This window comes from Pseudomonas sp. E141 (assembly GCF_052659885.1).
In genome coordinates this window covers 6,016,022-6,040,022 of sequence record NZ_CP084024.1, presented here as the reverse complement: position 1 = coordinate 6,040,022, position 24,001 = coordinate 6,016,022, and the positions used below count along the sequence as shown (strand labels likewise).

The window sequence follows — 24,001 nt, the reverse complement described above, 5'->3', positions numbered from 1 at the left end:
CCGCCTTCGCGAGCAAGCTCGCTCCCACAGTTTGGTCGACGTACAACCGAGAGAGCTAGGCCGGCTGTCAGGCCGCCTCGGGAGCAAGCTTTGCTCCCACAGGGAATTGAGGGTAGTCGCGGATACTCAAACCAGCACAAAACAAATGTGGGAGCGAGCCTGCTCGCGATAGCGCTGGGTCAGTCAACATTGATGCCGGCCAACGCGCCAGGTTTCGAGCGCCTCATAGGACCCCTGCGCCCAATGCATCACCTGATCGCGCAGCCGTGACGAAGCCTCCCGACGCTTGTCCTCGCTGTCACCGGCAAACGCCTGCCCCGGCTGCTTGGCATGCTGCCCCGTCATGGCAAACACTTGCCGGCGCGGGGAGTCATTCAGCCCGAAAAACACCGCCAGCCGCCCTGCCATCGCATCAGGCAACTCAGCGTAATTAACCGCCAGCCCGGCAAACTCATGGCAGCGCTCCAACCCCACCTGCAACAACCGACCCAGTCGGCGCGCGATGAAATCTTCCTGGCCGCTGAAGGGCAATCCGTCGTCCAGCACGCTCGGCCCGATCATCCCCGGCACCATGTGCATACCGGGACGACGCCAATGGGAAACGGCGATTTCCAACGGGTCGCGGTACACAAACAACCAAGGCGTGTCGGGAAAACATTCGCGCAGCAGCGCCAGTTCACCGATGTTCCAGGCGTCAAGCTTGATCACCAGCCGCTGTTCCACGCCTCGGCGGCGCTGCCCATAGGCCGACATCAGCCCCCTGAGTGCCACACAGCGATCAGCGTGCGCCATATCACTGCGCAGCAGAGTATCCAAAGGCGGCGGTTCTGAAATGACGATGTGGTCGTCCAGTTGCGCCAGCATCTGGCTGATCAATGTCGAGCCACAGCGGGAGGCATGGAAGATGAATGCACTCGGGGCCAGGCCTGGGCTTTGTTGCCTCCACTGGTCCAGGGCGCTCAAGGCTGTCTGGCGGCCGAACGCCTGATTGAAGGGCAACCGCAGGGCGTGTTCCACCGCGTCGCCGAAGAACGGTTGCGACAATCGCGCCTCACCGAACCAGCACCAGTCAACCCGCCACTGCCCCGCCGTTTGCCACACGCGGATCGGCAGCCAGCCGTCCAGGTTCAGGCCTTCCACTGATCACTCCACTGCCGGCGACCGTTGCGCATGGCCGCCTGCAATTGCTCCCGGGTAACGTGCAAATCGCGTGCGGCAGCCATCGCGATTGCGCACTCAATGAAAGCGTCTACGTCATGCAGGCTCTGCAAAGTCCGGGCGAGTTGAGGATCGGTTTCAACGAGCTGCTCAAAGCACACCAGATCACTTCGCTCAGCCCCGATTGCCGGTGTGCTGAGCAGCCCAGCGGCGACCTGCCTTTGCAGCCATGGGCTGGGGCGGCAATCGAGCACCAGATGAATCCGCGGCTGACTGCTGTGGTTATCGACGCGATGAGGCAGCGACAGATCAAGAAACCAGCATTCGCCCGCCGTCATCGGAATGCGTTGCCCATCCAGCCAGAAATCCACGCCAGACGGGCTGAGCAGCGGCACATGCAGGCGCAGATCGGCGTTCGCGCCACCCAGGTCATAATCGCGATGCTCGTGGATACACCCGCCGGGACCGAGTCGCAGCAAGCGGGCCGAGACGATCTCCAACGGCCAGTCGCGCAACGCCTCGTGCCAACGGTCATCCTCTGACCAGAGCGCGCGCTGCACGGGCTGACCGCGCCCGGGAGACAACGGGGTCAAGGCATCGACCGCCGAAATCAGCGCCACGCCACTCCAGTCACCACTGTAGTACGCGCTGTTGAAGTGGCCTTGCCAATGATCGTCCTCAACGGCTGCCAGTGCCTGCAACAGCAAAGGCAGGTTCACCGTTACCGGCAGCCGGGAAAACGCCGGGCGCACCATGCGTGCGGCCTGTTACTGGGTCACCGCCGCGGTCGGCACCGCGATATCGCCCTGGGCCCACGCCGCTTCGCGGTTGGCCAACGCCGTGGCAATGGACTGCACTTGGGTCGATTGCACTTCATCGGGCAACGGGTCGAGGCCAGCGCTGGCAAAGATCTGGCCATAGGCGTTGCGCAGGTCGGCATAGGCCAGATCCCGCCGCAAGTCAGCCTGCAGCGTATTGAGTTCGCCCTGGATCAGGTCCAGCTCACCCAAGCCGGCGGCCTGATGGCGGTTGCGCAGTTGACCCACGATCTGCCCATCGATCTCCGACAGCTGCTGGCTGGTCTTGAACTGGCGCAGCGCCTCGCGGTAATTGGCATTGGCCACGTACAGCTGCGCCAGCACGGCGATCGACATCGCCTGGCGCCGCGCCGCCGCGACCTCTTCACCGGCCTTGGCCACGTTGATGGCCGCCGGGGCGGAGATCACGTTGAACAGATTCCAGGTGACCTTCACGCCATAGTCAGCCCAGCCCTGCTCCACCAGGAACGAGTTGCTGTCGTAATGCCCCCCAGCGGAGAACTCCAGCCCAGGTAACAGGCGCAGCATGGCCTTGCGGGTTTCAGCGGCGGTAATGCGCGTCTGGTAGTCCTGCTCGCGCAGTTCCGGGCGACTGGTCAGGGCTTCCTGTTCCAGGCGCGCGAGGTCGACCTTGAGTTCCGGGATGACGTACTCATCCTGGGTGGCCAAGGTCAGCTCGGTGCCCAGGGGCAGGTTGATCAGCGTCGCCAGTTCCGTCTTGGCCAGGGACAACGCCCGGCGCTGCTCTTCGAGCTGGCGGGTGGCCTGGATCAGCGAGCGCTGGTAACCCAGTGCCTGCACCGGGTCGCCGATGCGTTGCTCGCTCATGCTCTGACTGTTGCCGCGGGCCGTATCGACTCGGACCATCAGGCTGTCGATCTGCTTGAGCAGGCGCTCGGCAGCCATGGCTCGCCAGTAAGCCGAACGCACATCCTGGACGATGGTGTTGATGACCTTGCGCCGCCGCTCCTGCACGATCAGCCGCTGGTCCCCGGCCTGCTTGGCGCTGATGTAGCTCACGCCGAAATCGAGCACGTTCCAGACCATGGTCAGGTCGGCTACTTCGCGATCGCGGTCCTGGGAGGTCGACGGTTCCAGAGACTGGGTACCGGTTTCCACGCTCTGGCTACTGGAAGCGCTGACGTTGTTGCGGCCCACGTAGCCGGCGTCCAGGGCCATGCGCGGCAGCATGTCGAAACTGGCCAGGTCCAGCTGACGCTTGGCCAGGGCTTCTTCCATGATCTTCAAGCGGCCTTCAAGGTTGTACTTCACCGCACGGGCCATGGCCTGGTGCAGGGTCAGCGGGCCGCTGAGGGGCTCCTGATCCTTGTACATATTCTGCAGATCGGTCCGGGCGCGCTGTTCGCTGACGCTACGCTCGATCGGCTCGCTGGTGACCGCACATCCGCTGACCGTCAACGCCAGCACACTCATTGCGAATAACTTCTGACTTCTATTCATTCCCTGGATTGCCCCTGGCTGCCCCAATTTTTTTAGTTGTTCAGGCCTGCGCCTGGCTCATGCCGACCTGTTGCAATGCCATTGCCAGGCTGTCGACCTGACGCTGCTCGGTGTCTTTGAGTTGTTGCAGTTGCTGACCCAGAGTCGGTGCGCCGAACACCCCGCGTACCCCTTGGGACACATCACCGCCCTGCATCGACTGGCTGTCGAAGGCGTCCAGCGATTCACCATCGGAACCGGCATCCTGGCTGAACAGACCGGCGATCGTGCTGCTGCCGAACACCCCGCCATCGCCACCACCGAAGCCCAGGAAGCCCTGGCCGGAGCCATCGCCCGCAGCATCGGAGCTGAATACCTGGGCGATATAGCTCGGCGCCAATGCGCCACGGTTGATGAAGATGTCGCCAATCGGCCGAATGCCGCCGCCCACGTCGCGTTGTTCAAACAGCGGTGGAAAGCCCAGCGGCGAGCCGAGGTCACCGGTTGGCGGCGTAAAGACAATCGGCTGCAACGGCACCTCGGAAGGCGGCACGACCGTGACAGGGTCGGACGTCAGGAACTCCGGCGGTGGCTTCACATCGTTGGGCACCACGGTGTCGATGGCGTAGTTGTTGGACACTGCCACGCTTGCCCCGGCGTTGCCCGTCAGGTCGCTGACGTTACTGGTGTCCAGGGCGATGAAATTGCTCGGGTCCGTGAGGTTCACCGTAGGCGTGAACGTTGCCGTCCAGGTCAGGCCGCCGTCGCTGGTGGTCAGGTTGGTCAGTTCACCGTTGGTGACGCTGAGGTCTGACAGATCGAAATCAGTCACCGGTTCGCTGAAGGTGAACGTCACCTGGGTCGTCTCACCCACCGTCAGGTTCGGGTCGGCGACCACGATGGTTGCCGTCGGCCGGGTGGCGTCGAGTGCGTAGTTGCTGGAAATGGCGATGCCCACGCCGGCGTTGCCGGCCAGGTCCTGCACATTGCTGGCGTCGAGCAGGATCAGGTTGGTGGCATCGTTGACGCCCGCGGTAGGCGTCAGGGTCGCTGTCCAGGTCAGGCCGCCGTCATTGCTGGCGAGGTTGGACAACACACCATTGGCAACACTGAGATCCGACAAGTCAAAACCGGACACCGCCTCGGTGAAACTGATGGTCACGGTGGTGCTCTGGCCAATGCCCAGGCTGGTGTCGCCCACTGTGATGGTGGCGCCGGGGCGAACCGTGTCGATGGCGTAGTTGTTGGAGTCCACCATGCCGACACCGCTGTTACCCGAGGCGTTGACCACACCGCTGGTGTCCAGGCTGATCAGGTTGCTGGTGTCGTTGATGTTGGTCGTCGGGGTGAACGTGGCCGTCCAGGTAACGCCGCCGTCGGAAGAAGAAACGTTGCTCAGCGTGCCGTTGCTGATGGTCAAGTCGCTGTTGTCGAAACCGCTCACCGCTTCCGAGAACGTAATAGTGACCTGCGAGGTTTCCCCTATCCGCAGCGCACTGTCGGCCACCACAATCGTGGCCGTAGGAACCCGTGTCTCGACCGCGTAGTTGGCCGAATCGGTGGAGCCCGTCCCGGTGTTGCCGGCCGCATCGCTGACCCCGGTGTTGTCCAGGCTGATCAGGTTGGTGGCGTCAGTCACACCCAGGGTCGGCGTGAAAGTCGCGGTCCAGGTCAGGCCGCCATCGTTGCTGCTGACAGCACTCAAGGTGCCGTTGGCAACGCTCAGGTCCGCGTTGCTGAAGCCGGTCACCGCCTCGCTGAAGGTGATGGTCACCTGCGCGGTTTCACCCGGTTTCAACACCGAATCGCTCAGCACAATGGTGGCGGTCGGACGCTGGCTGTCGATGCTGTAGTTATTGGAATCGGTCGTGCCGCTGCCGGCGTTACCCGCCAAATCGGCGACGCCGCCGTTGGCAAGGGTGATGACATTGCTGGTGTCGGTGATGCCAGCGGCAGGCGTAAAGGTCGCGGTCCAGGTGATGCCGCCGTCGCTGCTGCTCAACCCGCTGAGCGTACCGTTGGCAACGGTCAGGTCGGCGTCGGTGAAGCCGGTCACGGCCTCGCTGAAGGTGATGGTCACCAGCGAAGTCTCGCCGGCGGCAATGGCGGTGTCGGCCACGACGATGGTCGCCGTTGGGCGCACGGTGTCGATGGCATAGTTGTTCGAATCGGTGGTGCCGACGCCGGCGTTGCCTGAAACGTTGATGACGCCGGTATTGTCCAGGGTAATCAGGTTGCTGGTATCGGTAATGCTCGCGCTCGGCGTGAACGTGGCCGTCCAGGTAACGCCACCGTCGGTACTGCTCACGTTGCTCAACGTGCCGTTGCTGACGGTCAGGTCGCTGTTATCGAAACCGCTCACCGCCTCGTTGAAGGTGATGGTCACCTGGCTGGTTTCACCGATGCTCAAGGACGTATCGGCCACCACGATGGTTGCCGTCGGCACCTGCGTGTCGATGGCGTAGTTGGCCGAGTTGGTCGTGCCGGTTCCGCTGTTGCCCGCCGCGTCACTCACACCGGTGTTGTCCAGGATGATCAGGTTGGACGTATCCCGCACGCCGAGGGTCGGGGTGAAGACCGCGGTCCAGGTCAGGCCGCCGTCGCTGCTGCTGACGGCGCTCAGGGTGCCGTTGGCAACACTCAGGTCAGCGTTGGTGAAACCGGTCACCGCCTCGCTGAAGGTGATGGTCACCAACGAGGTTTCGCCAACACTGAGGCTGGAATCGGCCAGCACGATCGTTGCGCTTGGACGTTCGGTGTCCAGCGCGTAGTTGTTGGAGTCGGTGGCGCCAACGTTGACGTTGCCCGCCAAGTCAACGATGCCACCGCTGTTGAGCGAAATGACGTTGCTGGTGTCGGTGACGCCAGCGGTCGGCGTGAAGGTCGCGGTCCAGGTGATGCCGCCGTCGCTGCTGCTCAGGCCGGAAATCACGCCGTTGGCAACCGTCAGGTCGGCACTGGTGAACGCGGTCACCGCCTCGCTGAAGGTGATGGTTACCAGCGAGGTCTCGCCGGCGGCAATGGCGGTGTCGGCCACGACGATAGTCGCCGTTGGGCGCACCGTGTCGACGGTGTAGTTGTTGGAGTCGGTAGTACCGACACCGGCGTTGCCCGCGCCATTGATCAGGCCGGTATTGTCCAACGTGATCACGTTGCTGGTGTCGGAAATACTGGCACTCGGCGTGAAGGTGGCCGTCCAGGTGACGCCGCCGTCGGTACTGCTCATGGTGCTGAGCGTGCCGTTGCTGACGGTCAGGTCCGAATTGTCGAACCCGCTGACCGCCGAGTTGAAGGTCACGGTGACCAATGACGTCTCGCCGATGCTCAGGGTGGTATCGGCAATCACGATGGTCGCCGTCGGTACGTTGGTGTCGACCTGGTAATTGTTGGAGTTGGTAGTGCCGGTGCCGGAGTTGCCCGCCGCGTCACTGACCCCGGTGTTGTTCAGGGTGATGACGTTGGAGGTGTCGGTGACGCCGAGGGCCGGGGTGAAGGTGGCGGTCCAGGTGAGGCCACCGTCGCTGCTGCTGACCGCGCTCAACGTACCGTTGGCGACGCTCAGGTCCGAATTGTCGAACCCGCTGACCGCCTCGCTGAAGGTAATGGTCACCAGCGAGGTTTCGCCGACGCTCAGCGCCGTATCGGCGACCACGATGGTGGCGGTCGGACGCAGGGTGTCGACGGCGTAGTTGTTCGAATCGGTGGTGCCGCTGCCGGTGTTGCCCGCGCCGTCCACCACGCCCGTGTTATTGAGCGTGACCAGGTTGGTGCTATCGCTGACGCCCACGCTCGGCGTGAAAGTCGCGGTGTAGGTGATGTTATCGCTGGTGCTCAGCCCGCTCAGGCTGCCGTTGGCAACGGTAAGGTCGGCCAGGGTGAAACCGGTCACCGCCTCGCTGAAGGTAATTGTCACCACCGAGGTCTCGCCGACGCCAAGGGTCGAGTCGGCGACCACGATGGTGGCGGTCGGACGCGCGGTGTCGATGGCGTAGTTGTTCGAATCAGTGGTGCCCGTACCGACGTTGCCCGCCGCATCCGCCACACCAGTGTTATCCAGGGTGATGAGGTTGCTGGTGTCGCTGACGCTGGCGCTTGGTGTCAACGTGCCGGTCCAGGTGATGCCGCCGTCGCCACTGCTCAGGCCGGTGATCGTACCGTTGGCGACCGTCAGGTCGGCGGCGGTAAAGCCTGTTACCGCTTCGTTGAAGGTGATGGTCACCAGGGATGTTTCGCCAACGCTCAGCGCGGTGTCGGCCACAACGATGCTAGCGGTGGGTCGCTGGGTGTCGACTGCGTAGTTGTTGGAGCTGGTGGTGCCGCTGCCGGTGTTACCGGCCGCATCCGCCACACCGGTATTGGCCAGGATGATCAGATTGGTGGCGTCGCTGATGCTGGCGCTCGGGGTGAGCGTCGCGGTCCAGGTGATGCCGCCGTCACTGCTGCTCAGGCCGCTCAGTGAACCGTTGGCGACGGTCAGGTCGGCCAGGGTAAAGCCCGTTACAGCTTCGCTGAAAGTGATCGTCACCAGCGATGTTTCGCCGACATTCAGCGCGGTATCGGCCACCACGATGGTGGCGGTGGGACGCAGCGTGTCGATTGCATAGTTGTTCGAATCGGTGGTGCCGGTGCCAACGTTCCCGGACAGATCGGCAACGCCGGTATTGTTCAGCGTGATCAGGTTGGTGGTGTCGCTGATGCTGGCGCTCGGGGTCAGTGTCCCGGTCCAGGTGATACCGCCGTCGCTGCTGCTCAACCCGGTAACCGAGCCGTTGGCCACCGTCAGGTCAGCGGTGGTAAAACCGCTCACCGCCTCGTTGAAGGTGATGGTTACCACCGATGTTTCACCGACCCTGAGGGCGGTGTCGCTGACCACGATGGTCGCTGTCGGGCGCAGGGTGTCGATAGCGTAGTTGTTGGAGTTGGTCGTCCCCACGCCGGCGTTGCCATTGAGGTCCGCCACGCCGGTGTTATTCAGGACAATGAGATTGGAAGTGTCGGTGATCGCAGCGTCCGGTGTGAAGGTGGCCGTCCAGGTGATGCCACCGTCGCTGGAGCTCAGGCCGCTGATCGAGCCGTTGGCCACCGTCAGGTCCGCTGCGGTAAAACCACTGACCGCTTCGGAGAAAGTGATGGTCACCAACGAGGTTTCACCGACCCGAAGGGCAGTATCGCTGACCACGATGGACGCCGTGGGCGCCACGGTGTCGTTGACCACGTAGTTGTTCGAGTCGGTGGTGCCCACGCCGGCATTGCCGGCCAGGTCGGCAACCCCGGTGTTGTTCAGGGTGATGATGTTGGTGGTGTCGGCGATGTTGCTGGCCGCGGTCAGGGTGCCGGTCCAGGTGATGCCACCGTCGCCGCTGGTCAAGGTGCCGATGGTGCCGTTCTGCACCGTCAGGTCGGCCGCAGTGAGGCCGGTGACAGCTTCGGAGAAGGTGATGGTCACCAGCGACGTGCCACCGGAGTTCAGGTTGGTATTGGCCACCACGACGGTCGCAGTGGGCGGCGTCTCGTCCGGCACATAGTTGGTGTTGATGGTGCCGCCATCGCCGTAGACGTTGGCCACCGACGCCGGCGAAACACCCGCGGTGCCGGCACTGGTCCCACCCACGCCGCTGCCACCGACGTTGCCGGCCAGGGCGGCGAAGTTGGCGGCGGTAATCAGGATCGAGCCTTTGTTCCAGATGGCCCCGACACCGACGCCGCCGGCACCGCCCGTGTGGTTGTAACCACCGCCAGCGCCACCGCCACCACCGCCGCCGCCCGCGCCGACGTTGTTGGAAATGACCGAGTTGCCGATGATTCGCAGGGTCGCGCCGGTGTCGTTGTAGATACCACCGACCGCTCCGCCACCGGCGCCGCCAATATCGTTATAGCCGTCGCCACCGCCACCGCCACCGATGGATAGCCCACCGCTGACGGCTGTACCGCCTGCGGAGCCCGTGCTGTAGCCCGGATACGCGGAACCGCCAGCCCCGCCGGTGGAGGAACCACCACGCCCGCCCATGTTGAAGAAGCCACCCCCGGCGCCGCCCTGGCCGGCCGAGCCGTTGGAGCCAGTGGCGTTGAGGGTATCGCCGCCCTTGCCACCGGTACCGCCAGTGATCGCGCCACCGCCGCCGCCACCGCCGCCGGCGTATTGCGGCGTGACACCACCACCGCCGCCGCCACCCGAAGCGGCGTTCGCGGTGACGGTGACGTTCCTCAGGGTCAGGGTGCCGGCGTTATAGATCCCGCCGCCCTTTGACACCAGCGCATCGTCGCCGCCATTACCGCCGTTACCCGCCACCATACCGCGAGTAATCACCAGACCATCGAGGGTCGCCGTGGTGCCGGCCGTCACGTTGATAATCTGGGTGCGGTACTGCCCGTCGAGGGTGACGTCGGCCACGTTGTCATTGTTGAGATCGCCATCGATGGTGACGTTGCTGTCGACCACCAGCACCTGGGTCAATGCGACAGTCATGCCGGTATTGAACGTAACAATGTCACCATTCTGCGCAGAATCCAAAGCGGCGCGCAGAGAACCAATACCGGAATTGAGGTTGTTGGTAGCGGTCCAGGTGGCCAGGCCCCATTGGTACTCGCTCATGGCAGTGGCCGAGAGCACGTTGGCACTTTCGATGTTGCCGGTGGCGATTTCCAGGTCCCAGTCGCCGCCAAGGCCCGTGCGATCGATGGACGCCGCCACGTCGCGGCCGGTCAACTGCGCCAGTGAATTGACCAGGCTCAGGCCACGGTCACCTTCAGCGGTGTAGCAGCCATAGATCAGAATATCGCCACCGGCGTTCATGTCCTGGCCGATCTGCGCCAGCACCTCGCTGCGGGCCTCAACGTTGTCCGCCGACAGGTAGCTGCTGCCCAACCAGAGATCGCCGGCGTTGCCGTGGGCGATGATCTGCACCGAGCTGATGCCTTGGTGGGTGTCCAGGTAATCGGCGATCTGTTGCAGGCCGTCCTTGGTGGCATCCAGTTGCACCACCTGGGTACCGGGCGCGACGCCTTCGAGCAGGCTGGCCGAGTCTTTGACCCGGGAATCGACAAACACCACGGCCTTGCCGGGCACAGCGGCCTGGGTGGCATCGGTCTGGCCTTGAGGCGCGTGGCTGTCTGAAGCCTGGTCAGCCGCAGGCGTCTTGGCCGCGTCTGCAGTGGGTTGGGCGTCCGCCTGTGCGGCATCGGCCACGGTCGCCGCCACCGCGCCGTCGAACAGCATTCGCGGCTCCAGGGACATGATCATTGGCGATGCCAGGGCCTGTGCGCCCTCGGTTACCCGCGATTTGCCTTTGCTCCACCACATGACGTTCACCTGGACTCGAACTTTTTAAACACGCAAATGAAAAAAACCGCGAATCAGTTGACCGCGGCGTCGGTTTTCATACGAATGACATTGGCAGCGCTGGCGGACCCATCGCGCCAGAACGACAACTCGGCATACTTTTCAAACAGATCCGGCGGCAACAAGGTCCGCCGGGCTTGCGGCGCGACCTTGGGCTTGACCTTGTGCAGGCCGGCAACGCCCAAGGCCTGGTCGAAGGCCGGTGCGTCGTAGGTCAAGTGATTGAAGTCGTGTTCGAACCAGGGCTCACCGATGAACTCGTACACCAGGCGCATCACCCGCTCCGGGGCCTGGCTCAACAGGTCGTAGTCGACGATCAACATGGACTCGGCGTTTTCGCCGTAATACGCCTCTTTGAGCGCTGTCCAGGCAAAGCCAACCAGGCGGTTGCGCTGGGCCAGGGTTTCGCAGCGGCTGTAGACGGTGTTGCGCTCGTCATCGTCATTGAACAGCTTGGTGTTCTCGAACGGATTGGCGCGGTAAAGCCGCTCCAGGCTGTCCAGCACCCAGGCGACGTTGCGCACGCAGGCGATGGTCTTGGCCTGGGGGAACAGGTCCTGCAACGCAGGCAAGCGGGCGCACCACTGGCGATTTGTATCGAAGATGACGGGTTTGTCGGCCTTGTCGGCGTAGTAGGAGTCGAACAGCCCGCGCAACAGGCGACGGCGCAGGTCGGTGTCGATCACCGAGCCAAACTCACTGCCGGCGCTGCATTGCTGCAGGACGCTGCTGAACAGCGAACCGACGGGGCTGGTCATGCCGGCATGAAAGCGCGGGTTCTGCAGCAAAATGGCAGAAAGCAGGGTCGAGCCCGAGCGCGGTAAACCGGAGATAAAGTGAAACTGCGGCAATCCCTTCACCTTGTTTGTATTCCATTTGTAGCGCAAAGCGTAGCTGAGGAAATAATCCGCGACTAGTACTACTTTGATATCAAACCCAGCCAGATCTGTAAAAAAGATGGACGGTATAGGCGCCATGCGAACCTGAATCGATTAAGCCACTGGACAACATTTTTCCTCCCTTCCAGCCCAGCAGAATGAAATATCTCGGTCTACGCTCAGCCGTGCGTGACGAGTCGCCATACCAATAACCTGATGGATGAGGATTCTATGGAAGTATTCATCGGCACTATCCAGTCGTTCGCCTTCAACTTCGCGCCCAGAGATTGGGCCCTGTGCAACGGGCAGACGCTTGCCCTTTCCCAGTACCAAACCTTATTCGCCCTGATCGGCGTGACGTACGGGGGCAACGGCCAGACCACCTTCATGCTCCCCAACCTGCAGGGTCGCCTGCCCATGGGCATGGGCAACGGTTTGGGCCTGACGCCGCGTGTCATCGGCGAAATCTCCGGCACCGAAAACGTCACCGCGACGCAGGCCAACCTGCCCGCGCACACTCACGCCCTCACAGGGGCTACCGCCGCGACCGCTTTGCAGCTGGCGAACCCGGCCAGCAATCCGGTGAATACTCCAACGGCCACCAACTCGTTCATCGGCACCTCGGGCACCGGACCGGGCGCAGCGAATATCTATTCCGACCAGCTCGGCGCTTCACCGGTAGCGCTGCAAGGCGTGACCACCACCATCAGCGGCACGGTGTCCCCAGCGGGAAGCAGTACACCGATGGCGATCATGAACCCGTTCCTGGCGATCAACTTCAGCATCGCCCTGCAAGGCTTTTTCCCCTCCCGTAACTGATCACCCGCCGGGGGGCTGCGGTCCTCCGGCCTTTTGGAGCGCCGAGATGCTGCTGCAAGTCCAAAGCCGTCATTTCCAGCCGCTGCTGGGCCAGGTCAGCAACCTGACCCTACCCGATGGAAGTACCCTGCCCGTGCGGTTCGAAACCCTCGAGCAAGCACCTCGGGCGAAGATGCCGAACGCTGAGCGCATGCCGTTCAGCGTGGAGTTCAACAGCCTGCAGAACACGGACTTCGTGGACGGGCCCTGTGGCCTGGAGGTGCCAGAACTGGGAAGACTCGAAGGGGTGTTTGTGTCGCGGATACCGCCCATGGGACGGGATCCGGCGCTGGGGTATTTCTACATTGCGTTTAACTGAAGACTGATGATCCCTTGTGGGAGCGAGCCTGCTCGCGATGACGGTGGCATAGCCAACATCACTTCAAACTGACCCACCGCTATCGCGAGCAGGCTCGCTCCCACACGAGCCAGAAGCAGCTCAGTTCCCCTTCGGATACCAAACCAGCCGCTCCGCCGCCGGGTTGCGCTCCTGCACTTCAAAGCCCAATGCCAGGTAATGCTGGCGTGCGTGCGGGTTACTGCTCCAGACCACGGTCGCCACCGGGCAGCGGATCTGTTGTGCGGCTTTTTGTACCCCTTGCAGCACGGCCCGACCGTAACCTTGCCCGCGCGCCTGGGGGATGAACGCCAGGTACAGCACACGGATTTCATTGGGGCCAAAATCAGTGCTCAAGGCGCCAATGGCGGTGCCGAGCTTTTCCACGACGTAATGCATGGCGTTGGGGAAGTTATCCCCAAGCCCTTGCTCCTGCACCTGGAACTGCTGTGCGATCACCTGCTGTACTTGCTCGTGCTCGCCGTCGATCCATTGCAGATCCGCTCGCGCCGTCTGGTAAAGACTCTGCAGAAACGGCCCATCGCTGACCTGCGATGGCCGTACCACCAACCCCTCCGCCGCCACTGAATTCATGCTCGCTCCTTAAAACCCGCTTTCCCTGACACCCAGCGCCGCCAGCCGACGCCAGGTCGCTCCCAACACCGACTCACCGTGCCCCTGCAACACCACTACGCCACGCAGCGGTTGCGCCGGCGCAGGCGTGTTATCAACAGCACTCAAACGCACGCCATATTGCGCCTGCACCGGCTCCGCCCGTTGCTGCGAGTCACGCCGTACCGCGATCGGCCCGTGGTGATCGGACGTCAACGCCTGTTGCTCGACCCAGGCCACGCCATTGGTATCGATCTCGTTCAATTGCACGGCAATCGAGGGGTGCATTGGATCGTCAGCAATGAAACGCCCCGTGGCCCCGGGTTCGACCCGCCAAAGCTCGGCTTCGGTCAGGTAGCCGCGTAAGCGGGAGTCGGCCTGTACCACCCGCGCCAGCGGCTGTGTGGGCGACAACCAGCGCCCCACCGACAACTGTGGTAACAGATCACGCACCTGTCCGGCATGGGGCGCGCGTAACAGCAGGCGCTCACGCTGGGCGACCAGGCCCCGGTATTCGGCCACCGCTTCGGCCAGTTGTTGTTCGACGATACCGGCATCGGCGGCGGTTTCGCTGCGGCCGGCCTGGCGACGCATCTGTAACTGCTGGATCTCGATTTCCCGCCGCACAATCGCCAGGCGCGAAGCCATGTCCGGTGACTCCAGCTCGATCAACACATCGCCCTGGGCCACGGTCTGGCCGTCATGCACATTCACCTGTTTGATCCGTGCCGCCACCGGCGCATGCAAGGCACTGGCGCGACCGGCCTCAAGCATGACCGGTACCTCGACGGCGCTGCGCCAGGGCAACAGCAGCGCCAACGCCAACGCCAGTAACACCAGGCCACTGAGCAGCACTCGCGGACCATGGGCCTGCTCGCGCCGGCTCCACCACTGCCGCCATTCGTTCACGATGGGCATAAAAATGAACCACACCAATTCCACCAGCATCAGGAAAATGCCCAGCACCTTGAAGAACAGGTGATAGACCGCCAGGGCAATACCCAAAAACAACGCCGCGCGCCATAACCAGGCGCCGTATCCCCACACCAGCAAGCGACGACGCATTGTCGGCGTCCAGGGTTCCGGAGCCGGCGCGCCATAACCGAACAAGGCTTCACGCAAACGCCAGCGGCACAACGCAAACGCTCGCCCCTGGAGGTTATCCACTGCCCAGAAATCACTGAGAAGAAAATAACCGTCGAAGCGCATGAAGGGGTTCAGGTTGATGATCAACGTGGTGATCCAGGTGGCGCTGGCCAACATGAACGCGGCAGTGCGGGCCGGTCCGTCGGGCAACAGCGACCAGGCCAGCAACGCGATGCACGCCAGCAGCAATTCGGCCAGTACACCGCCGGCGCCGATCAGCAGCCGGGCACGACGATCATTGACCCGCCAGGCGTCGCTGACGTCGGTATAGAACATCGGCAACAGCACCATGAATGCCACGCCCATGCTCTGCACACGGCAACCGGCGCGCTTGGCCATGAAGGCATGACCGAACTCGTGGCACAACTTGGCGAAGAACAACGCCACCGCGAATGCCAGCGCGCCACCCAGGCTGAACAGGTGCGGAAACGTCGCCACGAAGCGCTGCCAGTCCCGCGACACCAGAAAAATACCCACGCCCAGGGTCAGCGGCATGCCATACCGCAGGATGGCGGGCCCGTACCGCGCGAGAAAAGGCCAGGCGCGGTTGAGAAAAGCATCCGGGCGCCACAACGGAATGCGAAAAAACAGATACTGGTGCAGCAGGATCTGCCACAGGCTCTGACGCTGGGCGGCCGTCTTGAACTGATAGCTGTCGCGCTGTTGCGGGTCCATGGCGCTGATCAGATCGTGACCTCGCAAAAAGCCCAGCAATTGCTCCAGCGATTCATTATTGAGCGGAAGGCCCGGCTCACGGTTCGCGGCTTGCAGCACCTGTTCCGGCTCACCAAGGGACCAGTGCCGCAGCATGCGCATCGCCGCCGCGCCAAGCTTGAAATAGCGCCCGCGTACCGGATCGGCCAGGGTCCATTGAGGGGAGCCGTCCGGGTCCGGGGCGGCAGGGGACAATTGCAGGTCTGGCCGCAGGCTCGGCAGTCCCATGCTACAGACCCACGCTCTGGCGCAAGCCGGCCAGTGGTCGACGCAACAGGTACAGCGCCAGCGGGGCGCGATCGCCGAAAATTTTCGCCGTGCCCCGCAGGCCGATGCGCGGCGCCGCGTCATCGAAACGCGCGTCCAGGCGATACGCCAGTTGCCCGGCAGCTGTGGGTTGCGCCTCGTAGGCCGAACGTTCGAGCCTGGCCAGGTGTCGCTGCAACGGGTCGCTGTCGAGGAACAACGCCACCTGGGCACCGGGGGCCAGGTCAATCGCGTCGCCCACCGCCAGCTCAATACGCAATTCGGCCTGGTTCGGGTCGGCGATTTCCATCAACCGCTCCCCCGTCTGCACCGGCTTGCCGAGCCAACGCTCTGCATCGGCAAATACCGCAATACCGTCCCGTTCGGCGCGCACTTCACTGCGCTTGAGCAACTCGATTGCATAGTCGCGTTCGGCGCGTTTCTGCTCGACGCGAGCGGCCAACAGATCAATCTTCGAGCTCGACTCGGCATCGGCAAACGCGCGCTGAGCGTTAGCCTTGAGTTCCGCCTCGGCCACGCCCAACACGCGCTCGGCCACATCGGCCTGGGCCTTGAGACTGGTGCTTTCGAAGCGCAACAGCAAGTCGCCGCTCTTGACGCTCTGGTTGGGTTTGACCAGGAATTGGGCGATCACCCCGTCCAAAGGTGCCGCCACCACCTGCCCGCCCAGCGGCACCACTTCGGCCGGGGCCAATACCGACTGTCGGACAGGAACCAGCAAGCCCAACAGCAGCACCGCCACCAAGGCGACCTGACGCTTGCGGGTCCAGCGCAAGCGCCACGGTTTGCGCGGTTGCAGCGCCAACCAGGCGTGGCTATAGGTGTCGCCCAGTTGCGACAGCAGCACTTGTTCAGAGGGGGGCCATGGCAGGTCACGGGCCAGCCACAAACCGCCGAACACCTGCCCCTGATGATCGATCAACGGCAGCCAGAATACCTGCCCCGCCGACAGGCTTCGCCAGTCCGCCTGAATGGAGTCGCTCACCCCATCGGCGGCAATTACCCGGGCCTGGTTCAGCAAGCCTTTTTTGAATAGCTGCGCCACCGCCTGCTCGACAAACGCCACGAACGGTGCGTTCGGATCCACGGCACTGACGCCGGTCACCGCCTGGACCTTGCCGGCGATCAACAGCGCGGCATGGCGGAACCCGAACAGGGCCTGACCATCGTTGACCAGGCTGTAACTCAGTTGCGCCGGGGTACGCGCAGCCCGCGTCTGGCGCTCCAGGTCGAGGAATCGGGCAAATACCTGTTCGGCGCTGCCCGTGATCGGCGCGTTCACTTGAACTCCGCGAAACGCGCCGTACCGCTCATGCCGGACAACAGCCCCTTGGCGTCAGGCAGCGTCGCCACCAGCAGCAAAGTCTGGCTGCCCTCGTCGATGCGCGCGCCAAGGCGTTTGACCGTCGCTTGCAGCGGCTGGCCGGTTTCATCGGGGACAAAGGTGAAGGACTGGCCCGGCTTGAGCCTGCCCATCCAGCGCGAAGGCACCAGCAGATGGATTTCCAGGGTGCGGTTGTCCACCACGTCCAGCAACGGCGCGCCGGCGGCCACGCTTTCATAGCGCTGGACCTCGCGCGCCACCACCTGTCCATCGAACGGCGCGATCACGCTGCAGCGCTTGACCTGGACCTGATAAACCTGGGACTGCGCCTGCGCTTCGCTGAGCCTGGCCTCGGCGCGTGCCACTTCGAAACGCCCGACCGATTTCAACGCCGCCAATTGCTTGTTATGGGCCAGTTCTTCACTGGCACCACGGCTCGCGGCCCGAGCTGCATTGAGCTGAGCCTGGTACGCTGAACAATCGAAACGCGCCAGGGTATCGCCCTGCTTGAACGACTCCCCCTCACTGAACGGCAACTCGACAATTCGTCCAGCCAACTCACTGGCAAGCACCGCCTGATCCCGTGCCCGAAGCACGCCACGCGCCTCATTGCCGCTCGGTGCACTGGCCCTGACGCCGCTCTCGAGCAGCGGATCATCGGAAACAGGCGTCTGCGCCTGCACCCAGCACGTTACAAAGACCAACCCCCAAACCCAACTACCTGAACGCCGCATAACCGTTACTCCCTGACGGATGGGCGGAGTCTACGACAGCGGTGGGGGGCGTCAAGGGAGTAGCAGGGAGGAGGAAGCAATCTCTTGTTTCAAAAAGACCAAAGAGGAGATCAAAAAGCGCTCGGTTTTTGCTGGGATGAGTCGGTATCAAATCCCACAGAATCTTGAGAGCTTCCACTCATACAAAACGGCTTTCGGTGATGGATCTCTCGTATTCTCCGCAGGAGCCCTCAATTTCGTAACAAACGCTGACAGATCAAACAAAGAATGAGTTTGACCTCCCACCGCGCATACGCTCAACACTGATCTGCCGGTGAAAAAAGGTAAACCAAACAGCAGTTGACGCCATGTCACGCTCAACTTAGGATGGCTTTACTCAACCCCGTACGCAGAGATTCAATTTTCTGGCCGTTGGGGTGAAAAAACCGGCTTAGGCCGGTTTTTTCGTTTCTGGGGATTGGGCTTGTGCGAACCGCATTTTTTGTAGATGGCTACAACCTGTTCTATGGGCTGCTCGCGGACACACCTTACAAGTGGCTGGATCTGCGAAGTCTGTTGTCGCATATCGCGCATATCGAAAATCCGCAGAGCACCACTTCCTCGGTTGATTACTTCACCTCCTCGGTCAAACCGTCATTGGCCACCCGGGGTCAAGCATCAAAAGAAGCGCAAGACACTTATATTCGCGCCCTGAAGAGCACCCATATCTGTGTCCATTACGGTCACCATCAACTTGAACCTGCCAAGGCCCCTCGCTTTATTGATAGAAAGACGAAAGCGTCTCGCAACGACAAAGTCGACATCTGGAAGCTGGAGGAGAAAGAAACGGACGTTCACATGGCAATCAGCATGTATCGAACCGCTGCCAAGCAAACGAAACTGAAGCATCATGAACGGTTGGAGCAGTTGGTGCTTGTATCCAGCGACACCGACATGACGCCGGCCTTGAGAGCCGTACGAGAAGACTTTCCTGAAATAACCGTCGGCGTCATTCTTCCCCACAGAGCCGAGCTGAATCGCCCGTCTCCAGGTTCGCTAAAGCAGCACGCCCACTGGACACGCCGCGTTGTCACCTGCGAGGAACTCCAATCCCACCAGTTCCCCACCCGAGTACCCACCCACAAAGCCCCCGCTATCAAACCGGATTACTGGTAAACCCCTGCAGCCGGATATACCGACGCCCAGCTCCGATACCTCTAGTCCTACCGTGGCAAAGCACTATCGCGACACAGCCAGTCACCCTGTGGGAGCGAGCCTGCTCGCGACGACGTCAGCCCAGACAACTCAGCAATTGTGACGAGGAGGCCCGCTCAAACACTACCGCTCGTGCAACGCCTCGGCCCGGGCCTTGATGATGGGTTTGAGCAGGTAACTGAGTACGGTTTTCTTGCCGGTGATGATGTCCACCGAGGCCACCATGCCCGGGATGATCAACAGGGGTTTTTCAGGGGTACCCAGATGACTGCGCTCGGTGCGCAGCTTGATGATGTAGTAAGTGGTTTTCTTGTCTTCGTCGGTGATGGTGTCGGCGCCGATCTGCTCCAGCTTGGCTTTCAGCCCACCGTAAATGGTGTAGTCGTACGCGGTGAATTTCACCGTGGCGTCCTGGCCGGGGTGCAGGAAGGCGATGTCCTGGGGACGGATTTTCGCTTCCACCAGAAGGGTGTCGTCCAGGGGCACGATTTCCACCAGGTCACTGCCGGGCTGGATGACCCCGCCGATGGTGTTCACCAGCAACTTGTTGACGATACCCCGAACCGGCGAGGTGACCAGTGTACGACTTACCCGATCCTCCAAAGCCTTGCCGGTGGCCTGGGCCTTGTTCAGGTCGGTACGCGCCTCATTGAGTTGGGTCAGGGCTTCGCTGCGGAACTTGCCGCGCGTCTCATCGATCTTGCGCTGCACTTCCTTGATCGCCGATTCAGCGCGGGGAATCGCCAGTGTCGTGGCGTCGAGTTGTCCACGGGTTTCGACTTCAGCCCGCTTGAGCCGCAGCACTTCCACCGGTGACACCGCGCCCTGGGCTACCAGCGGCTCGGACATGTTGATCTCCTGGCGTTGCAACGACAGGGCGGAGCGGTACTGCGACTGCTTGGAAACAAACTCGCGCAACTCCTGCTGACGCTGGATCAACTGCTCCTGCAACCCGCCGATTTCATCGTGCAGTTGCTGGCGGCGGCTGATGTACAGCGACTCTTCGCTGGCGGCCTGGCGCGGAACCGCCTTGAGCACGTCCTCCGGGAAGTTCAGCGGCCGGTCATCGACTTCGGCACTCAGCCGCTCGACCCGCAACAACATGGACAAGCGATCAGCCTCGGTCTCCCCCACATTAGAGACAAACCGAGTGTCATCCAGGCGAATCAACGGCGCGCCGGCCTCGACGATCTGCCCTTCGCTGACAAACAGCTCGGCAACGATCCCGCCTTCCAAGTTCTGGATCTTCTGGATCTTGGACGACGGAATCGCCTTGCCGTCGCCCTTGGTCACTTCGTCGACCTGCGCGAAGTTGGCCCACAGCAACAGGAAGACAAAGAAGCCGATGATCCCCCAGATCGTCAGCCGCACCACTCGCGGAGCGTCTTCGATCAGGGCTTTGTTGACCTCAGGCAGAGGCTGGCCATGCAGCGAATCCGAGCCCTTGAAATAGCGGCCCACGGCATTTTTCAAACCCGACTTAAGCAACACTGATCTGCCCCTTCTTCAACGCTTCCATCACCGCGGCTTTCGGGCCGTCGGCGAGGATTTGCCCACGGTCGATCACCAACAGGCGGTCCACCAGCGACAGCAAGGATGCCCGATGCGTCACCAGCAGCACGGTCTTGTTTTCCACCACGGCGGCCAGGCGCTGCTTCAAGCGTTCCTCACCGGTGTTGTCCATGGCGCTGGTGGGTTCATCCAACAGCAGGATGGGCGGGTTGAGCAGCAGCGCGCGGGCCAGGGCGACGTTCTGTCGCTGGCCGCCGGACAGGTTCTGCCCGCGCTCGCCAACTTGCAGTTCATAGCCTTGCGGGTGCAAGCGCGCGAACTCATGCACACCGGCAAGTTCGGCGGCCTGGAGCACCAGTTCGTCCTCGACGTAACGGGCGCCGGAGGTCAGGTTGTCCCGCAGGGTACCGGCCAGCAGCTGGATATCCTGCGGCACATAACCGATGTTGTAGCGCAGCTCGCTGACGTCGATCTGGCGAATGTCCACGCCATCCACCAACAGCGCTCCGTCGTCCGGTTGATACAGACCCACCAGCAACTTGGCCAGGGAGCTCTTGCCCGAGCCGCTACGACCGATGATGCCGATTTTTTCCCCGGGCTTGATCACCAGGTTGATGTTCTTCAGCGCAGCGTTCTGTTGGTTGGGGTAGGTGAAATTCAACTGACGGCATTCAATGGCACCTTGCAAGACCTTACGGCTCAACGGGCGCTCTTCGAAGTTGCGCTCCTGGGGCAGCTCCATCATCTGATCGACCGAAACCATGGTCACCCGCGCCTGCTGATAGCGAGTCAACAGACCCGACAGCGACGCCAACGGGCTGAGGGCGCGGCCACTGAGCATGTAGCAGGCGATCAACCCACCCATGCTCAGGTTGCCGGCAATGATCTGATAGACGCCGAAGACAATCATGATCACCCCGGCCAACTGCTGGATCAGCAAGGTGATGTTCATCGCCAGGCCGGACAGCATCTTGACCCGCAGCTCGAGGCGGCTGAGGGTGCCGATGGTTTGTTCCCACTGATACTGGCGCTCGCTCTCGGCGTTGTTGACCTTCACCGCATCCAGGCCGGCCAGGGTTTCGATCAGGCTGGATTGACGCTCGGCGCCCAGGGCCATGGTTCGCTCCATGGTCGCCACCAGGGGCTTTTGCAAGGCGTAGCCGATCAGCAGGGCAATCGGAAAGGCCAGCACCGGAATCCATACCAGATGCCCGCCGAGGATCGCGATGACCATGAAAATCAGCAAGGTGAACGGCAGGTCGATCAGGCTGGTAAGGGTCAGCGAGGCGAGAAAGTCCCGCAGGCTTTGGAATTCATGGATGTTCTGGGCAAAGCTGCCCACCCGTGCCGGGCGATACTTCATGGCCATGCCAACGATGCGCTCGAACAACGTCGCCGAAATGATCAGGTCGGTTTTCTTGCCGGCCAGGTCCAGGCACAGGCTGCGCAACATCTTGAGGATCAGGTCGAACACATAGGCGCCGGTAATACCGATCGCCAGCACCCACAGGGTGGACTCGGCCTGGTTCGGTACCACGCGATCGTAAACGTTCATCACGAACAGCGGCGCCGCCATGGCGATAATATTGATCAGCAAGCTGGCAGCGATGGCGTCGGCGTACAGCCAGCGCGACCGCTTGAGCGTGTCGCGAAACCACGAACGCGCCCGAGGAATGAGCGTGCCATGGTTCACGTCGAATTTGTGTTGCGGTTGAGCGAAGAACACTTTACCGCTGTAGTCGTCGGCCAGCAGTTCACGGCTGACCGTCACTTCGCCGCCATCACTTTCGCTGAGCAGCAGACGCGCCTGGTCATCGCCGACCCAGCCGAGCAACACCGCGCTACGACCATCCTTGAGCAACAGCAGGGCCGGCATGGCGATGGTCGGTATCTGCTCGAGCTTGCGTTGCAGCACCCGGCCTTGCAGACCGGCACGTGCTGCCGCTCGCGACAATAATTCGACGCTCAGCCGTTGCTTGGGTAACGGCAGGCCGGTGGTGAGCATCGCCGCGCTGGCCGGCTTCTGATGGAGCATGCAAAGCGCCAGCAAGCCGTCCAGCAATGGGTCGTCGTGCAGCGTGCGTGGATCATGGATGAGTTCGGCTCGACTGACTTCTGATTCCACGCTGGGCACTCTTTGCTGATCAAAACGGGATGGATGACTCAATTCATCCCAGGCAACTGGACCCTGGGCTTGACGTCATTCTGCACAACGGATGCCAACGGCGCGACAACCCCCTGACTTTTGAGCAACTGCCCCATGGTTGCCTTGATTCGGTATTGGCTGAACAACTGCACGTTCTTGATCTCCGCCAGGCGGCGGGAGGCGCTGAACAGCTCGTTTTCGCTGTCGAGCAAGTCGAGCAGGGTCCGCTCGCCGAGACCGAACTGCCGCTGGTAGGCGGTGCGTACGTTGGCGCTGTGATCGACGTACTGCTGGGCAATCGGTACCTGGGCGTTGGCGTTATTGAGGGCGTTCCAGGCCAGGCCCAACTCTTCAGTCAGTTGACGCAGGGCGTTGTTGCGGATGTCCAGGGCCTGGCTCGACAGATACGACTTGGACTCCAGATCCGCCTTGTTGCTACCACCGGCGTACAGATTGAAACGCATGCGCAGCATGGCTTGCCATTCGTTGTTGTGACCGTTCTGACCATCCAGATCGTTGTCGGCGGTACGGCCCAACTCGGCGTCGAAGCGGGGGTAGAAGCTCGACTTGGCGGCTTCGTACTGTTGCTCGGCGGCCGCGATGTCGGCTTCGGCGGAACGCAACACCGGGCTGTTCTCCAGCATCTGGGCACGGGCTTCGTTCAGGTTGGCCGGCAACAGCGCCAGAAAATCGGCGGGACGTTCCAGCTGGTCGGGCATCTGGCCCACGGCGCTGAGGTAGTTGGTCTCGGCGTCGGCCAGGTTGGTCTGCTCGGTGATCAGGTTGTTGCGGGCCTGGGCCATGCGCGCCTCAGCCTGATCCAGATCGGCGCCGCTGCCCACGCCACGGTCGGTGCGCAGCTTGATTTGATCGAAGATGCGCTCGTGACTCTTGAGGTTTTCCTCAGCCAGACGTACGAACTCGCGTCGGGTCAGCACGTCCAGATAAACCTGGGCCACGGTCAATCCGGTGCGCTCGGACGCGTCCAGCAAGGAATAGGCACGGGCATTCACGGTGGCTTGTTGACGCCCCACTTCGCTGGACGTCGCAAAACCGTCAAAAACCATTTGCGTCAGGCGCAGGCTGGACTCGCTACGGTTCAAGGTTTCCCAATGATTATTGCTGCCCGAGCGGGTCGTCACACTGTCAGTACCTTCGCGACCGTACCCCGCCGCAAGGTCCACTCTAGGCAGGTAGCCGCCTTTAGCGGCCTTGAGTTGGTAGTCCGCCGCCAGCCGGCTGTTCACACCGGCCTGAATCTCAGGATGGACATCCAGCGCCTGTTGCATAGCCTGCGGCAAGGTTTGTGCTTGTACGAAACTGGCGGCGAGGGCGAAAGGTAAAGCCTTGAACAGGTGCAAACGCATGGTTGGATTATTCCCGAAACTCTTGTCTTGAATCACAGCGAAAGGTGGCGCTGCATCGGATGATGGCAACCGGGATGACCGTATGTCGGAAAGTTCGAAACAGGCAGTGAATCATGCACCGAAAGAACAGGTCGCCGCTTAAATATCAATGTGACAT

General features: G+C 62.2%; 15 protein-coding genes. 3 read left to right on the top strand and 12 right to left on the bottom strand.

Annotation, left to right across the window (positions count from 1 at the left end; translation table 11 throughout):
* Positions 1–183: 183 nt before the first annotated feature.
* From GKKCFE_RS26985 to GKKCFE_RS26965, 5 genes are read right to left on the bottom strand one after another with little or no spacing between them, the layout of a single operon-like run.
* Positions 184–1,140 carry a sulfotransferase family protein gene (locus GKKCFE_RS26985; protein ID WP_445577318.1) on the bottom strand — a complete coding sequence of 319 codons (957 nt, stop codon included), beginning with the start codon at positions 1,138–1,140 and terminating at the stop codon, positions 184–186.
* Positions 1,128–1,913 (bottom strand): aspartyl/asparaginyl beta-hydroxylase domain-containing protein, encoded by a 786-nt coding sequence (locus GKKCFE_RS26980; protein WP_339492284.1) that lies wholly within the window; start codon positions 1,911–1,913, stop codon positions 1,128–1,130. The genes GKKCFE_RS26985 and GKKCFE_RS26980 overlap by 13 nt, the downstream gene beginning before the upstream one ends.
* Before the next feature lie 12 nt (positions 1,914–1,925).
* Positions 1,926–3,437: a TolC family protein gene (locus tag GKKCFE_RS26975; RefSeq protein ID WP_076383244.1), complete on the bottom strand. Its 1,512-nt coding sequence runs from the start codon at positions 3,435–3,437 to the stop codon at positions 1,926–1,928.
* A gap of 40 nt (positions 3,438–3,477) precedes the next feature.
* Positions 3,478–10,716 carry an Ig-like domain-containing protein gene (locus GKKCFE_RS26970; RefSeq protein ID WP_445577317.1) on the bottom strand — a complete coding sequence of 2,413 codons (7,239 nt, stop codon included), beginning with the start codon at positions 10,714–10,716 and terminating at the stop codon, positions 3,478–3,480.
* 53 nt (positions 10,717–10,769) lie between these two features.
* Complete coding sequence (locus GKKCFE_RS26965; RefSeq protein WP_107321355.1) at positions 10,770–11,615, bottom strand: sulfotransferase family protein; 846 nt, start codon at positions 11,613–11,615, stop codon at positions 10,770–10,772.
* A 249-nt stretch (positions 11,616–11,864) separates the two neighbouring features.
* Between GKKCFE_RS26965 and GKKCFE_RS26960 the strand changes: the two genes are divergently transcribed.
* Together GKKCFE_RS26960 and GKKCFE_RS26955 are read left to right on the top strand one after the other, a co-directional pair.
* The gene (locus GKKCFE_RS26960) at positions 11,865–12,452 is read left to right on the top strand and encodes a phage tail protein (protein ID WP_047230435.1); all 588 of its coding nucleotides are present in this window, start codon (positions 11,865–11,867) and stop codon (positions 12,450–12,452) included.
* A 46-nt stretch (positions 12,453–12,498) separates the two neighbouring features.
* Positions 12,499–12,810 (top strand): DUF6916 family protein, encoded by a 312-nt coding sequence (locus GKKCFE_RS26955; RefSeq protein WP_047230436.1) that lies wholly within the window; start codon positions 12,499–12,501, stop codon positions 12,808–12,810.
* A 120-nt stretch (positions 12,811–12,930) separates the two neighbouring features.
* On the opposite strand, the gene GKKCFE_RS26950 is transcribed toward GKKCFE_RS26955, so the two are convergent.
* From GKKCFE_RS26950 to GKKCFE_RS26935, 4 genes are read right to left on the bottom strand one after another with little or no spacing between them, the layout of a single operon-like run.
* Positions 12,931–13,422, bottom strand: a complete 492-nt coding sequence (locus tag GKKCFE_RS26950; RefSeq protein WP_047230437.1) for a GNAT family N-acetyltransferase — start codon at positions 13,420–13,422, stop codon at positions 12,931–12,933.
* Between the two features lie 9 nt (positions 13,423–13,431).
* Complete coding sequence (locus GKKCFE_RS26945) at positions 13,432–15,528, bottom strand: biotin/lipoyl-binding protein (protein WP_047230438.1); 2,097 nt, start codon at positions 15,526–15,528, stop codon at positions 13,432–13,434.
* A 1-nt stretch (position 15,529) separates the two neighbouring features.
* Positions 15,530–16,849: an efflux RND transporter periplasmic adaptor subunit gene (locus GKKCFE_RS26940; RefSeq protein ID WP_076383242.1), complete on the bottom strand. Its 1,320-nt coding sequence runs from the start codon at positions 16,847–16,849 to the stop codon at positions 15,530–15,532.
* Positions 16,846–17,625, bottom strand: coding sequence for an efflux RND transporter periplasmic adaptor subunit (locus GKKCFE_RS26935; RefSeq protein ID WP_047230440.1), 780 nt, complete (start codon positions 17,623–17,625; stop codon positions 16,846–16,848). The genes GKKCFE_RS26940 and GKKCFE_RS26935 overlap by 4 nt, the downstream gene beginning before the upstream one ends.
* Before the next feature lie 465 nt (positions 17,626–18,090).
* Between GKKCFE_RS26935 and GKKCFE_RS26930 the strand changes: the two genes are divergently transcribed.
* Positions 18,091–18,780 (top strand): NYN domain-containing protein, encoded by a 690-nt coding sequence (locus tag GKKCFE_RS26930; protein WP_188251737.1) that lies wholly within the window; start codon positions 18,091–18,093, stop codon positions 18,778–18,780.
* A gap of 162 nt (positions 18,781–18,942) precedes the next feature.
* On the opposite strand, the gene GKKCFE_RS26925 is transcribed toward GKKCFE_RS26930, so the two are convergent.
* Genes GKKCFE_RS26925 through GKKCFE_RS26915 form a run of 3 tightly spaced genes read right to left on the bottom strand, consistent with a single transcriptional unit; the run spans position 18,943 to position 23,844 of the window.
* Complete coding sequence (locus GKKCFE_RS26925; protein ID WP_047230443.1) at positions 18,943–20,310, bottom strand: HlyD family type I secretion periplasmic adaptor subunit; 1,368 nt, start codon at positions 20,308–20,310, stop codon at positions 18,943–18,945.
* Positions 20,300–22,456, bottom strand: a complete 2,157-nt coding sequence (locus GKKCFE_RS26920) for a type I secretion system permease/ATPase (protein ID WP_047230444.1) — start codon at positions 22,454–22,456, stop codon at positions 20,300–20,302. The genes GKKCFE_RS26925 and GKKCFE_RS26920 overlap by 11 nt, the downstream gene beginning before the upstream one ends.
* A gap of 38 nt (positions 22,457–22,494) precedes the next feature.
* Positions 22,495–23,844, bottom strand: a complete 1,350-nt coding sequence (locus tag GKKCFE_RS26915; protein WP_139048780.1) for a TolC family outer membrane protein — start codon at positions 23,842–23,844, stop codon at positions 22,495–22,497.
* Between the last annotated feature and the right edge of the window lie 157 nt (positions 23,845–24,001).

Coding starts and splice junctions, on each gene's coding strand:
- GKKCFE_RS26970 (WP_445577317.1), bottom strand. CDS start 10,716: ATGTGGTGGAGCAAAGGCAAATCGCGGGTAACCGAGGGCGCACAGGCC.
- GKKCFE_RS26975 (WP_076383244.1), bottom strand. CDS start 3,437: ATGAATAGAAGTCAGAAGTTATTCGCAATGAGTGTGCTGGCGTTGACG.
- GKKCFE_RS26945 (WP_047230438.1), bottom strand. CDS start 15,528: ATGGGACTGCCGAGCCTGCGGCCAGACCTGCAATTGTCCCCTGCCGCC.
- GKKCFE_RS26980 (WP_339492284.1), bottom strand. CDS start 1,913: ATGGTGCGCCCGGCGTTTTCCCGGCTGCCGGTAACGGTGAACCTGCCT.
- GKKCFE_RS26915 (WP_139048780.1), bottom strand. CDS start 23,844: ATGCGTTTGCACCTGTTCAAGGCTTTACCTTTCGCCCTCGCCGCCAGT.
- GKKCFE_RS26935 (WP_047230440.1), bottom strand. CDS start 17,625: ATGCGGCGTTCAGGTAGTTGGGTTTGGGGGTTGGTCTTTGTAACGTGC.
- GKKCFE_RS26955 (WP_047230436.1), top strand. CDS start 12,499: ATGCTGCTGCAAGTCCAAAGCCGTCATTTCCAGCCGCTGCTGGGCCAG.
- GKKCFE_RS26950 (WP_047230437.1), bottom strand. CDS start 13,422: ATGAATTCAGTGGCGGCGGAGGGGTTGGTGGTACGGCCATCGCAGGTC.
- GKKCFE_RS26960 (WP_047230435.1), top strand. CDS start 11,865: ATGGAAGTATTCATCGGCACTATCCAGTCGTTCGCCTTCAACTTCGCG.